The sequence below is a fragment of the Bradyrhizobium sp. URHD0069 genome, assembly GCF_000701345.1.
Lineage (GTDB): Bacteria > Pseudomonadota > Alphaproteobacteria > Rhizobiales > Xanthobacteraceae > Bradyrhizobium.
The window spans coordinates 1-13,249 of record NZ_JNIJ01000075.1; the positions used below are offsets into that span (position 1 = coordinate 1).

Consider the following 13,249-nt stretch of genomic DNA (forward strand, 5'->3'; position numbering starts at 1 on the left):
GGGTCTTTTCGATGCGATTAGCGAGCGAACGGGTGGGACGAGATTCGCTGAGCCGTTCCGGGTATCTGTTCTTAGTGGCATTGCCTGCGCTCGCAGGGGGCGCTGTAACGCCCGCCATGGGCACGAAATCGCGAGAGGTCATCTGGGGCGGCCGGATTGGCGCCGCGAAGATCAACGCTGAACACGCCCGCCAGCGCGCCAAGGAAGTTCGGAACGATTTATCACCTGATCGATTGGCTGCATCAATCGATTGGAGATCAAGCCATGAGCGATGACATTCCGCAGCCCCCGTTCCACGCTGGTCCTGACCTATCTCCGCAGCCCGAGCCCGCTACTGAAAAGGTATCTGAAGTAGTAAAAGACACGGTGGACCGTGTCGGCGCCGCGATCGATGCCGGCCGTAAGCCCGGCATGCCGCTGAGCATCTTAAGCAATCTTGCCCGCGAAGCGCCTCTCGGTTCACTGTTAGTCGCGTTCCTGTTAGGTGTCGCCATTGCTCGCAGACGATGATCTGCCCGCAGCCTCGTAAACGTCTGCGGCCCGTGTATGGGACCTGTTGCCACCGAAGCAAAGCTGCCAAGGTCGCGGTTCACCCCGGCGAGCCTTTTCTCTTCCGGCCGCGAATTGGAATCTGTAGGACACTGCATCGACCGCGGACAGCGCTGACTGTTCGTTTGAGTTTAAGCGCCATCATCGTGACGCTCCTTCCAGCTTCAGCCATTTCCCGCAGTCGCTTGTCATCGTCTAGTGACCATGGGCGCTTGGCATTTAGCGAGCCGGGAATCATTTCACGACATGCAACCCGTGGCGTGCGCGCAACCGACTGACAGCAGGCACCACGTCGCGCCGGTCGAGCAAGTATAGAAGCATGTTATATGGAAGCATGCTATTGTCTCATCTGGATTGCGGCGTGGACCCGGCGGAGCATATTCAGCCAGAACCCGCTGAGCTTCTTGCACCGCGTCGCGAACCAAATCCTGATCAGACACAAACGCGACTCCCGCAACAGAACCGGGATTCAAGCCGATGCCCGGGATTCAGATGAATGGCTCTGACCCGCTACATGCCATGGCTTTCAAAGACCTTTTTACAGGGCCTACTCAGCTTTGCTCGGTGCTGCTGCAGGCACTGTTGAACAGCCATATCATCATTCAGTTGTTTTCGGCAAAAGCGGGAAGCATCGGGCGAACAAGCTTGCTGCTCCTGTGGTGTTCCGAGATGGCCACCACCCTGTGCCGATGCAGAACATAAGCCCGCTGACAAAACCAAAACGACAAATGGCAATCGGGACATTCTGGTTCCACATCCCTCATTATCATCGGTTTGCGACCGATATCGCAACGCCGGGTCAAGCCTTGACCGGTGAATTCGTTCCGGAGACACAACTGTGCGGTTTCGGAACAAACGGCTTTCCCTCCGCTTAACCAATGTGCACGCGAACCCGTCAGGCCGCCGGCGAGAGACGCAAGGGCGCTCGTGGTACCGCCTAGCACTAGGTGCGGCGATGGTGAAGGAAACCAAATTCTTCAATAAGCAGGCCAAGAAATCGGAGCGCATGGCGCGGGCAATATCTGACGTGGAAGCGGCGCAGAGCCTTTCCAACCTTGCTAAGGCGTATCGCAAGCAGGCCGACGTGTTAAAGGCCAATCGAAAATCATCCAACAAGCAACGCTGAACTGGGGGTACAGCACATCGGCTCCGCCCCTGCGTGACGGTGCTTTGGCCCGTCCTGAAAGAGCCCGCCGACTGAGGCGGAGCCCGGCGAGGGAGCCCGGACCCCTGACATCTACCGGAACAGCGCCTCCCTCGTGGCCGCTCGGTAAATGCTAAGCATAAAAAAACAGGCACCGAAAAATGTTCCGGAGGCGAGCATTTCTTTAGGTCCGGAACAAGCCGCAATGCATTTGATTATTGGTCCGTGTCTCCGGCGCCCCCAGAGACACTAACTTGAAGGTCCCCAGTCGTCTCCGGCGCTGGGGCCTTTTTTGGTGCTTCAAAACAGGGCCACTGTGGGGGGAACTGGTTTGGGGCTTGCGAATTAACCGACGTGCCGTGCCTGCGCTCGGCACAATCACCAAGCCTCAACGGCCTCAGCTCGCCCCCCGCGCTGGGGCCGTTTCTTTTGGTCGGCCGCCTCACCGCTCCTCGTCCGGATGCACCCAGACGTAAGGCGTGATCTTGCGCGCCTTGGTCAACTTGATCATGTGCACCAGCGGCGCGCAGTCGATATCGCGCGCCAGCTGAGGGAAATTGGATGTTAGCGATCGATGACTACCTGGCGCTCGCGGTTTTCGCGATTTCTCTCGATGATTGCGATCATCTCTGGGGGTTCCGATTCTCCTTCTTTGATCGCGGCCGTGTTCCACTCCGTATCGTAACACCGGTTTAGGCTTGTCCCTACCGTGACGCCGTTGTCTACCCAACGAACACCAATTCCAAGGCCAGCTTCTTCTGAACCGGCTTGGGTAGCGCCCCACACAGTCGCAGCCACGATCAAGCTCAAAACGTAGCTCATGATCCGCTCCAACTTATGACTGTTATTCTAACAGGATTGCCTGGGCAGAGGTTCCGGCTTGCCTCTCAACACGCTAGCGCCCAATCGACAGCGTCGACGGATGGTAGACTGGCCTTCCTGTCCTCCGGCTCGACGCCGCCAAAGCCGCGCCGGCCCCGTCCTTTGCGTAGACAGCTTAGCCAGATAGCGATACTGGCGATCAGCGCGGCTATGATAAAGCGAGACCGCGCATCGAAATTGCTATCAAGCCCTGCGCTTAACCGGTTTCTTCTTGTGGGAAGTAAGGTTCTTCAAATACACAAGGCCGTCAACCGTGAGCTTGTCGGCATTGTGCTCTCCGCGCTCGGCAAGCGATGCGATGTACGCTCTAAGTAACGCCCGGCGATTGTTGTTCCCGGCAATGCCGTGATCGAGAGAGGAGAAGATGCCCCATACTCGGTTGGTCACCCGTTCGACTGTAGTCTCATGCACCATGAGAGATCCCTTTGGCGGACCAAACAGGTGAGAAGTCATTTGTTCCATATGAAGACAGCTAACCCGGCTGAGCAGGTTCGTTCTGTTCCACTGCCCTAATTGCGAGGTTAGCGAGTTTTAATCGATCGCTCACTTAACTCCTAGGATGTCCTTGAGCTCTGCCACTCTTTTCATGCACTCTTGTTCGTCGCCAGCCTCGGACATCTTGCGGGCTTCGGCCATCAGTTGGCTGGCATGTTCGGCACTTTGAGTGCTGCGTTTGCCGGTAACTTGCTCCTGATGCGGTGAAGTGGGCTCCACAGCCCCCGCCGTTGATCCAGTGGTTTCAGGCTCACCGCTCTTTTGCTTGCCGGCCAGAAGCTCCTTCTGGTGCTTGGTCGCCGGCATTCCCGATTCGCTCGGGCTTGCGCCCGTCTCCGCGGAAACGACATTCTGTTCGAGCGCCTTCAGTTCTTGGTTGCAATCAGCAAGCGCCGGCGATGCGAGGGTAAGGGCGAATGCTGATGTGATCGCTATGCGTGTGGACATCTGAAACCTCCTGCTTGAGGTATCTCTCGCTCGAAATGAGGGATGCAGGGAAACGTCCACAGATACGAGGTGGTTCCTTCCAATCTGGCTACAATCGGTTTTGCAAACGTCGAACAATCTTAGCATGCAGAGCGGCGTCGGTGCTCAGGCCCATTGGCTTCAGGCGCTGTTTCTCGACCGCTCGATCCGGTATTCTGGATGTAAGCGCGGTACAACTGTGGCAGCTCTTTTGCGCGCATGCGCCTCGAGATATTCTTCACGCTGGCGTCACTCTGCGCCAACTCGGAACCGAACGCCCAGCTAAATGTTGTCAAAAAGCCAGAATTCCAGGCTGCGCAATACGCGCGTTCCGAGGAAGACGCACATGGATACCACCACGCTTCTCATAATTGTCCTTCTCGTTCTGTTGCTTGGCGGCGGCGGCTGGTACGGCCGGGGCCGCTGGTATTAAGCAACGAAACCCCGCTGCGAAGTCGCGTGTGCTTCGAGTTTGCCCAAGGCACAAAGGCTACGGCCTCAGCTTGTACCCCCGAGCTGGGGCCGTTTCTTTTGACGCGCTGGCCGAATTAGGCCACTTGCCATTTCACAGGCACTCTTGGATTTAAAACAGAATTTATGGGATCGGCGAATTGCGAGTCTACATCAGAGTCGTGCCGGGTCTCGCTTCGGCACGTCTCGCCTGAAAGGCGATTCCAGCTTTCCCCCGTGCTGGGGTCGTGCGTGCTGGGGTCGTGTCTTCCGCATCACGTTTTGCTGTTGGCGCACTTGTCCTGAATTCGCTGACGTTCTTCTTCCGACAGATTGGCTGGCCCGCCTACGAGCTTGCGCCCATATGACTGCTCCACGGCTTCGGCAACCTGCTCGTCTACGCTCTGCTCGCCATCCTGCGACGGGGGTTCGACCTGATTGTTCTGTGCAGCTACGGCAGCTTTGTTCGTCCGATTTGGCCCTTTCATAACTTCACCTCCATCATCCTGCTTTCCTGCGTCCAGTTGACCGCTCAGACTTGGCGGCCTTCTTGTCCGCGCCTCGCTTCCCCTCGATTGGTAGCAGCATTTCCTTTTGACCTGCGGCAGCCTTGCGAGGTTTCTTGCCCTTTGGAGCAGTTTCGTTGGCCAGGCTCTTCTTCAAGGCATCCATGAGGTCTACTACGTTCTCGCCGCGCGGTCGTGGCTTCGCGCCAATGGCTTTCCCTTGGCGCTTCGCGTTGATGAGTTCGGTAAGGGCCTCCTCGTAGTGGTCCTCAAACTTGTCCGGCTCGAAAGTGGATGCCCGTTGGTTGACGATATGCTTCGCCAGATCGAGCATGTCTTTCGTGACCTTCACATCCTGGATGTCATCGAAGTACTCGTGCTCCGAGCGGACTTCATAGGGATACCTCAGGAGCGTACCCATCAGCCCATTGCCGAGAGGCTCCAAGCCGATGATGTGCTCCCGGCTCGTCAGAACCACGCGCCCGATAGCGACCATATCCATATTGCGGATGGTCTCGCGGATCACGGCGTAGGCATCGTGACCGACCTTGCCGTCCGGCACGAGATAGTAGGGGCGGATTAGGTAACGAGGGTCGATGCTGCTCTTTGGGACGAACTCGTCAATGTCGATGGTGCGGGTGGACTCGAGCGCGATGTTTTCCAGCTCGTCCTTCGACACTTCGACATAGGTGTCGGTATCGACCTTGTAGCCTTTGATGATGTCTTCGGATGGAACCTCCTCGCCGGTGTCGGCATCCACCTTCAGATACTTAATCCGATGGCCGGTGTTCTTGTTGATCTGGTTGAAGCTGATTTTTTCGGAATCGGAAGTGGCCGGATACAACGCGACCGGGCAGGTGACGAGCGAAAGGCGCAAAAAACCCTTCCAATTGGCGCGCGGGGCCATCGAATACTCCACTCAACTGAACTGAATGCTCAATATAGGAGACGCGCCAAAGGCTCAAAAGTGCCGAAAATTGAATCATCTACACTCGGGGCAGGTGTCTCCGAAGGACTGCATGACATCATCAAGAGCCCGCACTGCCTCGGCCGGGGTGGCTCCCCTGAAGGGGTACTTGGATGCTATTTCACGGGCCCGTTTCCATGCGTCCGGATCAGTTCGATCAAGCATATGCCCGTGCTCTTCACATTCCTTGATGGCGTGTATTTCCAGCAGGAGGCCGATAGCCCAGCCGTCTAGCGTTCGGTAGGGCTGCCTGACGGGCGCCCCTTGTCGCTTGGCTTGTGCGGCGCTTCGCATGGTGTGGAATTTGCCTCCCGGCTATAACATCTAGAATAGCGGCAGGACTCGCATGTTCCGGGGCACGGCGTAATCGCAGATTCGCGTTTTCCACACTAGCACTCACTTGCTCAATGTTCGAGTTTTGTTCTAACCATGGTCATGAGCGATCGACCCGCCTCTTGGCGAATGCCCAGCCCCAGGCAGATGGAGAAGCTGGCCCGGGAGCGGGGCCGGACGATGCCGGAGACTTGCTGGCCGGCACCTGACCACCCGCCGCCGGCGGAGTGGTGGGATAGCGTCCTGGCCGACCCTCGGGCGGCCGGCAAGCCATCGCTGCCTATTGAACAGCGCCGGGTATCGGAAGTGCCGAGAGAATTGCTGCGGGTCGAGTGCCTACGCTGTCGCCGAGTGGTCGAGATACAGAAGGCCGACGCGATCCGACTATATGGACCGCGCGCGGTTTGGAAAGATGCTGGCCAACGTTTGCTCAATGACGGATGTCGGCACCGTACCGGACGTCACCAGGAAGATGGTTGTTGGCCGAACTGGATACGATGACGCAGACATCCATCAGCTATCCATGTTCTTAGCCGCACATCCGTGTTGCCTTCGCGGAAATCAACTCCACACAGGAACGGAGCCGTAAGCCGCCTAGCCACAAAACTTGACGACCTCAGCTTACGCCCCATGCTGGGGCCATTTTCTTTTCGGGACAGCACCTCAGACGAGGCGGTCAGGAACAATCCTCTATATTCCAATTGATGGATCGTGCCGATAGCCGCCGACAGCAGTCAGCTGATCGCGAACCGCGGCCTTCTTAGAGCACGATCGAAAGTGGTTTGCGGACCGTCCTTGGCGTGTTCTTTGATTGCGGCGAATGATCCAATACGATTCACAAACAAGCCCAGTTCCCCTCCTGACGATGTCACTGCGCGTTGTTGTGCATCGGCACTGTAAGCGCTCGGTCCCTAAACGCGAGCTCTTCTATTCTGCAGCTAGCAGCGCTCCTTCGTCGATCTTCATCAAGCATGCCGATGAGTCCCGCGCATCCACTCAATGACGCGGGGCCAGATCTCTCGATGGGCATGCCGGCCGACGAGCGGCCCTACGTGCTGCAGCCCGACGCCGATTTCCGGCACGTAGGCAAACACGGTTGGACTGCTCAGCGGCTCCAAAGCGGACGAGGGCGGAACCAAGCGGCTTGTATGGTCCACGATCGCGGCGATGGGTATTTCGGCAAGCGAGTCTGAACCGGCTAAACGGCCGAGCAGGCGAAGCTCGTTCCGCGCGAACCGGTCTTGGCGATAGAGCAAATCAACTACGCTTTGAAGCAATGGAGCGGGCGGCGCGAATTCGTCAAGGCTCCAACGAATGACCCGGGCGTGAATGGCAAAGGCTTCAACATCCGGCAAGCTGGCCCAGGCATCGCTCCAACGCCCAAAAGCAAATTCCTCCGGAGCCGCGGCAACGCTGGCTACATCGAGAAGACTTCCTGGAATGGGCTCAACCGTCCTACCGAAAAGCCAACAGTCTGCATAGACCGTGATCGGTCGTAATGCTCCGGTCTGTTCGCCAAAGCGCAGCGGGGCCTCAATCAGGACAAGTTTGTCAACGCGAAGCGGCTCGATTGCCGCGAGTATCGCGGCAAGCGTTCCGCCAAGGGAATGGCCGACAACGATCGGCGCTCGCCCATGCTCGCTTGCGATCTTCTCGAGTGCACTTCGGAGTGACCCCACGCTCTTGCTCAGGTCGCCGCTTCCGCTCTCTTCTTCACACCACTCGCTCAGGTACACAGAAAAGCCTGCTTCGGTGAGCCGCCGTATTACGCTCACCTCCGGCAAGAGATCGAATATGTAGGGCCGCTTGATCGGGGCAGGCACAATCAAAACAGGACCAGCGGTTCCGGCGTGTTCGCCATAGCGCCGCAACCGAAGATCTGGTTGCGTTAGCACGACGTGCCAAGATGCTTCGTGCGGTGCGAACCCTGAGTCATCCAGTAGCCAACCAAGCGAGCGCCTGAGGGCGTCGCTCATGAAGAACATCGGGAACATCGAATTCTGAATCACACTTGGCTCTCACTGCGGGTACGGATGGCGGAGAACACGCACATCACGACTGTCAGAGCAAACAGCCCGACGATCAGCCAAGGCCTAATGGGGATCGCCAGGGCGCTTTCTCGGCTAACCATGAAGAAGCAGAAGCCGACCCTTCCCGGTTCGCCGCTTGCGCTAGAATTTCATTTCGCCTACTCCGGCCGCGACTTCGTTGTCACTCCCGCTCTTTTTCTGGGGCACCTCGTTGGTTCAACACGGAGCCCGAAAGCTGCTTCGCCAGCTCAATCATGGGCGGCAGGCGCAGCTAAGACAACACGAAGTGGTGAGGAGCGTGAACAGGTACCGTCCTGCCTAACGTGCCCCTTGTACATACCTAGAGTTACACTGAACGTGAACTGAGAGGCACGACCCTAACCTGCGGGCTGGAACCTCGAGACCAAGGCCGTGCCCAGCCGTGTGTACGGCACACAGCCTATGAACCAATCCAAATTTTCGAGACATGTTCCGAGCGGCAGGAGGCGCTAAGACGAGGCGGTCGGGAACAATCCTCTATATTGCAATTTGATGGATCGTGCCGATAGCCTTCGGCACAGCGTTGTCCTGACGGCCTCAGCTCTCCCCCGTGCTGGGGCCTTTTTCGGGAACAGGATCGGCTCGTCCACCCCACGGCTTTGGAAAAGACCCCACCCATTTTGGGAGGTTCATCCTGGCGTCAGCAAGACGTCCAGAGCCGCCGCAAACGCGGTGACTAATTCGGCCAGTAGATACTGTTTGAACTTGTGTACACAAGTGGACGAAAGTTCGCCGCCGAATGAAGTAGGCTCGGTAATGGCCGCCCGCAGACGTCTATCGGTTACTGAGAGTGTCGCGCTCCCGCCTTCAACAAGGGATCGTCGCCATGAGTCCCCTACCGCGCGGAAAGAAAGGCATTTGGACTGAAGAAGAAAACGAGCGTCTTAGAGCCTTCGTGGCTCAAGGCGTGTCGATCTTTCGGGCGGCGGCAGCGTTCAACCGCTCCATTATAAGCGTTCGCGACCAAGCTAGAAGAATCGGAAGACCCTTCCCGGACAGGCGCATACTTCGGAAAAGGTTGGCAGACACCCGGTCCTAGAGTTTAGCTCATTTGAGGCCCCGCGCTGGGCTGCCTTCATTGACCTTCTGGACGCCCATGCCGCGCGTGGCGCTTCTCTCAATCCCGTTATCAATTTCCCTCAATGCATGCTGCAGCGGCGGGCGGCGCAGTGACGACTTTCAGCACGATTCAAACGTTCACCGGAACTTTGACTTTTAACACCACCAAAACGGTAGTCGACGTCTTCTGCCTTGTCGGTCCACGGATTAACGCACGCGCCGCCCAGTGCACATGATCAAGCTGACCGAGACCGCGAGATCGCGCCTTATCTCTGGGTGCATCCGGACGCGGAGGTAAGCACCCGTCGCGCCACCCGGTTCGTTAACAGCCTTGATCCGTCATCTTTTCTGATGGCTCCGGGCTTTGGGTTTGCCGTGAAGCCGTCGCTTGGTCTTTGTCCGTCATCTTCGCTGATGGTTCGGCGTCTTGGGCCTGTTGTGCTGCCGTGGCACGGCCTTGCATCTGCTTCTCAGCATCCTGCGCAGATGTCGCAACCTCTCCTGTTGCGCGGTTCATTGTACCAGTTGGCGTGTGTTCATTGGCCGCTGACCTTCCGGTACCGGCCGTCTGACCTGTATCTCCCGATGGCGTTCCCGCTCCGGCGTCGCGCAGATTGGTGGACGTACCGGTACTGTTACATGGGCCAGCCTGCGCGGTGCCAACGGTCAAAATCATTGCGGCGCAGCCAGCGAGGATCAGCTGGTTCGTGATCATTGTGCCTCTCCATCCTTTGATCCTTCAGCATCTTCGGCGCTACTTCAGGATTCTACGGGAAACCATGTCGAGAGCCGGGGGTTCCGCTGGGGCAAGGGCCAACGCAAAGAAACGGCCCCAGCGCGGGCTGTGCACTGGGGCCGTCTTGTTTCTGGATGCCATAGGTCGGCTGTGGCACCCATCACAGGGCTATTAGGACAAGTGGTCAAAAGAAGAGCACAAACGGCGAGATTTGACTTTTCCACTATCTATTGAAAGCCACGGCTCGAAGCTTGTTCCCAACGTGCCGCCCAAACTGGCACGGATAACGCCGCCAACTTGCCCCGCCTGGATGTACCCGCTAGGGCCCGTCTCAGTTGACAGCCTCTTTCAATCGGCACCGCGCGAACGCGCCATCACCCGCCACAGTCATCCCGTTCCGCTTGCGCAGCGCCGCAAGGATAGTCGTGTAGGTCTATTGCCTGCTTGCGTGTGGCCTGAGGGGCTTTGTCGGCTATCAGCTATTTGCCGGGGCATTGAAGGCCTCAGCGATGGCTCTCCGAGCGTTAGGAAGAGCATGGCCCCGCCTTGGGTGGGCTTTTGGGGCGGCGAGGACCGTGCGGGTCGCCTGTCCAACCTGAAATTTTTACGGGCCAAGGAACTAACCTGAAAAGAACGGTTTGCTTTCAAGAAACGCTCGCGTCCGAGCTGGCACGATCGCTCGTCCGCGACTGACGGAGGAACGGCGATGGCAACCAAACGGAAGGGCGAAAGCACGACGGACGCGCAAGACGAGTTGAAGGGAGTGGCCAGTGGCGTCAAGGACGAGATCGTTGAGGCGGCGGATGAAGCCAAGGCGAGAGGCGTCGGTCAGATGGCGGGCGTAAGTCGTGCGGTGCACAGCGCGGCCGACGAATTGGGCCGGGAACTGCCGCAGGCGGCTGGTTACATCCATTCTGTGGCGGACAGGCTGGAAAGCGCATCGTCAGCGTTGAGCGAGCGCAGTGTCGAGGATCTTGTGTCCGCCTTCAATAATTTCGCTCGCCGGCAACCCGCAGCGGCCTTCGCTGGCTCCGTCATTGCCGGGTTTGCCGTATCGCGCTTCTTGAAGAGTTCGGCACCGCGCTCTGAAGACCGGCAGTAACAGCAGGAGAAGGCCATGGATCGCCGTTATGAACGCTCCATTCCCGAAATCATCGGAGACCTGTTGACCCAATTTCCGACGCTGGCGCGGAAGGAAAGCCAGCTCGCCCGTGCCGAAATGTCCGAGAAGATCACCCAAGTGGCTTTCGGCCTGGCGTTCATTGTGGGTGGGGCCGTGCTGCTGACGCCGGCACTGGTCGTGCTCCTTCAGGCCGCCGTCGCTGCGCTAGAACAAGCGGGGTTCCAACCAACTGCTGCGGCGCTGATCGTTGGCGGTGCGGTCCTTGTGATCGGCATCATTCTCCTGCTGGTCGGCATCAACCGGCTGAAGGTCGAAAATCTGGTTCCGAACAAGGCAATCCATCAAATCCAGGAAGATGCATCCGTGGCGAAGCAACAATTGAGGTCGGGCCATGAGCACCAGCGAGCAGCTTGAACGCGAAACCGAGGAAGAGCGAGCGCGGATTTCCGAAACGCTCGATGAGCTTCGCGCCCGGATGACCCCGGGCCACGTCGTCGATCGGTTGGTCGACTATGCGACCGACAGCAGCGGCGGAATGTTTTTCCGCAACCTTCGACAGCAGGCCGTCGACAATCCAATCCCGGTTGCCTTGGCAGGGGCCGGGCTCGCTTGGCTCGCCATCTCTGGGCGACGCGTTTCAACGAACCGAACGAGCGCTGATAATCTCGCCTCTCGAACGACCGACAAGGTCAGTGCTGCAGGTGAGAAGGTAGCCGAGCGCGTAAGACATGCCGCGGACACCGCTTCTGACACCGCCTCGAAATGGAGTGATCAGGCGAGGTCAGCGGCGGCTGACTTGGGTCAGCGCGGACAAACCACAGCGTCAAACCTCCAGGATACCGCGCGCGAAACCGCCGATTCGGTCGCTGACACAGCTTCATCCACCTACGCTGCCGCCTCCGAGCTTGCAGGCGACGCAACGGCCCGGGCACAAGGCGCTGCGCAGTCGGCTGTGGACACGGTCGCGGAGACCGCATCCACGACATACGGTGTTGCTGCCGATCAGGCACGTCGCGCTGGTGACAAGCTTCAAAAATCCGCATCCGATATGCGCGGCAAAGTCACCGCGACCGGCCGAAGCATCAAGGATTTTGTTTACGAGCAGCCGCTTGTGCTGGTTGGGCTCGGCGTTGCTATCGGAGCGGCCATCGGAGCGGCGTCGCTCTCCACCGAAGCCGAAGATGAGTTGATGGGCGAAAGCAGTGATGCGGTGAAAGAGAAAACGGCTGACTTAGCTAAGGAACACCTGAAAAAGGCCGAAGGGGTCGCCGAGCGGGCTCTGCAGAGCGCAACCGAGGAGGCTGAAAAGCAGGAATTGGTCTCCAGCTCCACTGAGGGGGATGACGCCTTTAACTCTCGCCCGGATGCCGCCTGAAGCTTCGGCGAGCTGGGAAGATGAGCGAAGCGGGCTTTGATTGATGGTCGTGCGGAGCGCCAGCGGCATGTCAAACCATTCGGCGGAGGCGCTGTGGGTAACCGCGCTTACCGCCGTCTTAATGTTTGCCGGCTTCAAACCACATCGGTTTGCAGGACCCGCTGACGCGCGCGACAGTCGAAGCGATTACCCGCGGGTGCCGCAGCATGGGTATGATCCCAGCCGGGGTCGGCTTGCGGACAAGCCGTCGGATATTCCGGCACTGGGATGGAAAGACATCCTTTGGCGAGTCTATCAAAATATTGGAAAAGATCGCGTCGTTGCGCTGGCCGCCAGCGTGGCATTCTACTCCATTCTCGCGCTGTTTCCCGCTATTGCGGCGCTGGTAGCATTGTATGGATTGTTCGCAGATCCCAACACCATCGCGGCGCATCTCAATAGCCTTTCCGGGATTCTTCCGGAGGGTGCACTGCACGTCCTGGGCGACCAGATGAAGCGTATCGCTGCCCAAGGAAATAATACGCTGGGGGTGACCTTCATTGTCGGTCTGGCGACCGCGCTCTGGAGTGCAAATGCCGGCATCAAATCGCTTTTCGACACATTGAACCTCGTCAACAAAGAGCCCGAGAAGAGAGGCTTCATAGAGCTGAATGCAATCTCCTTGACGTTCACCTTGGCTGCGATTGTCTTCGTGCTTGTGGCTTTGGGCGCGATGGTGGTGCTTCCGATCGCCTTGAATTACCTGGGCATTGCCATTGAAGCCGAGCTGGCGGTGAAAATTCTTCGATGGCCCGCACTGCTCATTGTGGTGATGGTTGGCCTTGGCCTTGTCTATCGTTACGGTCCTAGCCGCGCCAAGCCGAAGTGGCGGTGGATCACATGGGGCAGCGCATTTGCTGCGATCGGGTGGCTCGCTGTTTCCATTCTGTTTTCCTGGTACACCGCCAACTTCGGCAATTACAATACAACCTACGGTTCACTCGGGGCGGTGATCGGCTTCATGGTCTGGATATGGCTCTCCATCATCGTCGTTCTTCTTGGGGCGGAATTGAACGCAGAGATCGAGCACCAATCCGCGCGGGATACGACGACAGGC

At 58.2% G+C, this 13,249-nt stretch carries 14 protein-coding genes and 2 pseudogenes; 8 read left to right on the plus strand and 8 right to left on the minus strand.

Features of this window, described 5'->3' with window-relative positions; all coding sequences use genetic code 11:
• Both N554_RS41565 and N554_RS0128785 read left to right on the plus strand, forming a co-directional pair.
• Positions 1–275: pseudogene (locus N554_RS41565) on the plus strand (hypothetical protein); the annotation flags it as partial.
• Positions 265–510, plus strand: a complete 246-nt coding sequence (locus N554_RS0128785) for a hypothetical protein (protein ID WP_029586637.1) — start codon at positions 265–267, stop codon at positions 508–510. The pseudogene N554_RS41565 and the gene N554_RS0128785, both read left to right, overlap by 11 nt.
• A gap of 549 nt (positions 511–1,059) precedes the next feature.
• Here N554_RS0128785 and N554_RS42405 read toward each other — a convergent pair.
• Positions 1,060–1,293, minus strand: a complete 234-nt coding sequence (locus N554_RS42405; protein WP_081851463.1) for a hypothetical protein — start codon at positions 1,291–1,293, stop codon at positions 1,060–1,062.
• A gap of 211 nt (positions 1,294–1,504) precedes the next feature.
• Here N554_RS42405 and N554_RS40480 point away from each other — a divergent pair, with 211 nt between their 5' ends.
• Positions 1,505–1,675 carry a hypothetical protein gene (locus N554_RS40480; protein ID WP_156042167.1) on the plus strand — a complete coding sequence of 57 codons (171 nt, stop codon included), beginning with the start codon at positions 1,505–1,507 and terminating at the stop codon, positions 1,673–1,675.
• 582 nt (positions 1,676–2,257) lie between these two features.
• On the opposite strand, the gene N554_RS41260 is transcribed toward N554_RS40480, so the two are convergent.
• The 7 genes from N554_RS41260 to N554_RS40485 form a co-directional block, all read right to left on the minus strand.
• Entirely contained in the window at positions 2,258–2,515 is a 258-nt protein-coding gene (locus N554_RS41260) for a hypothetical protein (protein ID WP_029586639.1), read from the minus strand.
• Between the two features lie 243 nt (positions 2,516–2,758).
• Positions 2,759–2,989, minus strand: coding sequence for a hypothetical protein (locus N554_RS0128810; protein WP_029586640.1), 231 nt, complete (start codon positions 2,987–2,989; stop codon positions 2,759–2,761).
• A 129-nt stretch (positions 2,990–3,118) separates the two neighbouring features.
• Positions 3,119–3,517: a hypothetical protein gene (locus N554_RS0128815; RefSeq protein WP_029586641.1), complete on the minus strand. Its 399-nt coding sequence runs from the start codon at positions 3,515–3,517 to the stop codon at positions 3,119–3,121.
• A 743-nt stretch (positions 3,518–4,260) separates the two neighbouring features.
• Positions 4,261–4,473 carry a hypothetical protein gene (locus N554_RS0128825; RefSeq protein WP_029586642.1) on the minus strand — a complete coding sequence of 71 codons (213 nt, stop codon included), beginning with the start codon at positions 4,471–4,473 and terminating at the stop codon, positions 4,261–4,263.
• 13 nt (positions 4,474–4,486) lie between these two features.
• On the minus strand, positions 4,487–5,398 hold the full coding sequence (locus N554_RS0128830; RefSeq protein WP_029586643.1) for a non-homologous end joining protein Ku: 912 nt from the start codon (positions 5,396–5,398) through the stop codon (positions 4,487–4,489).
• A gap of 1,358 nt (positions 5,399–6,756) precedes the next feature.
• The gene (locus N554_RS0128840) at positions 6,757–7,800 is read right to left on the minus strand and encodes an alpha/beta fold hydrolase (protein WP_051677766.1); all 1,044 of its coding nucleotides are present in this window, start codon (positions 7,798–7,800) and stop codon (positions 6,757–6,759) included.
• A gap of 1,441 nt (positions 7,801–9,241) precedes the next feature.
• A complete protein-coding gene (locus N554_RS40485) occupies positions 9,242–9,634 on the minus strand; it encodes a hypothetical protein (RefSeq protein ID WP_156042169.1) in 393 nt (130 codons plus the stop codon).
• Between the two features lie 727 nt (positions 9,635–10,361).
• On the opposite strand from N554_RS40485, the gene N554_RS37610 reads away from it, so the two are divergent.
• The 5 genes and pseudogenes from N554_RS37610 to N554_RS0128865 all read left to right on the plus strand — a co-directional run.
• A complete protein-coding gene (locus N554_RS37610; protein WP_029586647.1) occupies positions 10,362–10,757 on the plus strand; it encodes a hypothetical protein in 396 nt (131 codons plus the stop codon).
• A gap of 15 nt (positions 10,758–10,772) precedes the next feature.
• A complete protein-coding gene (locus N554_RS0128855) occupies positions 10,773–11,192 on the plus strand; it encodes a phage holin family protein (protein WP_029586648.1) in 420 nt (139 codons plus the stop codon).
• Positions 11,170–11,244: pseudogene (locus tag N554_RS43200) on the plus strand (hypothetical protein); the annotation flags it as partial. The gene N554_RS0128855 and the pseudogene N554_RS43200, both read left to right, overlap by 23 nt.
• Before the next feature lie 330 nt (positions 11,245–11,574).
• Positions 11,575–12,153 (plus strand): hypothetical protein, encoded by a 579-nt coding sequence (locus N554_RS42420; RefSeq protein ID WP_245283749.1) that lies wholly within the window; start codon positions 11,575–11,577, stop codon positions 12,151–12,153.
• 67 nt (positions 12,154–12,220) lie between these two features.
• Positions 12,221–13,249: YihY/virulence factor BrkB family protein (locus N554_RS0128865; RefSeq protein ID WP_245283750.1), on the plus strand; the 1,029-nt coding region annotated here is incomplete at its 3' end.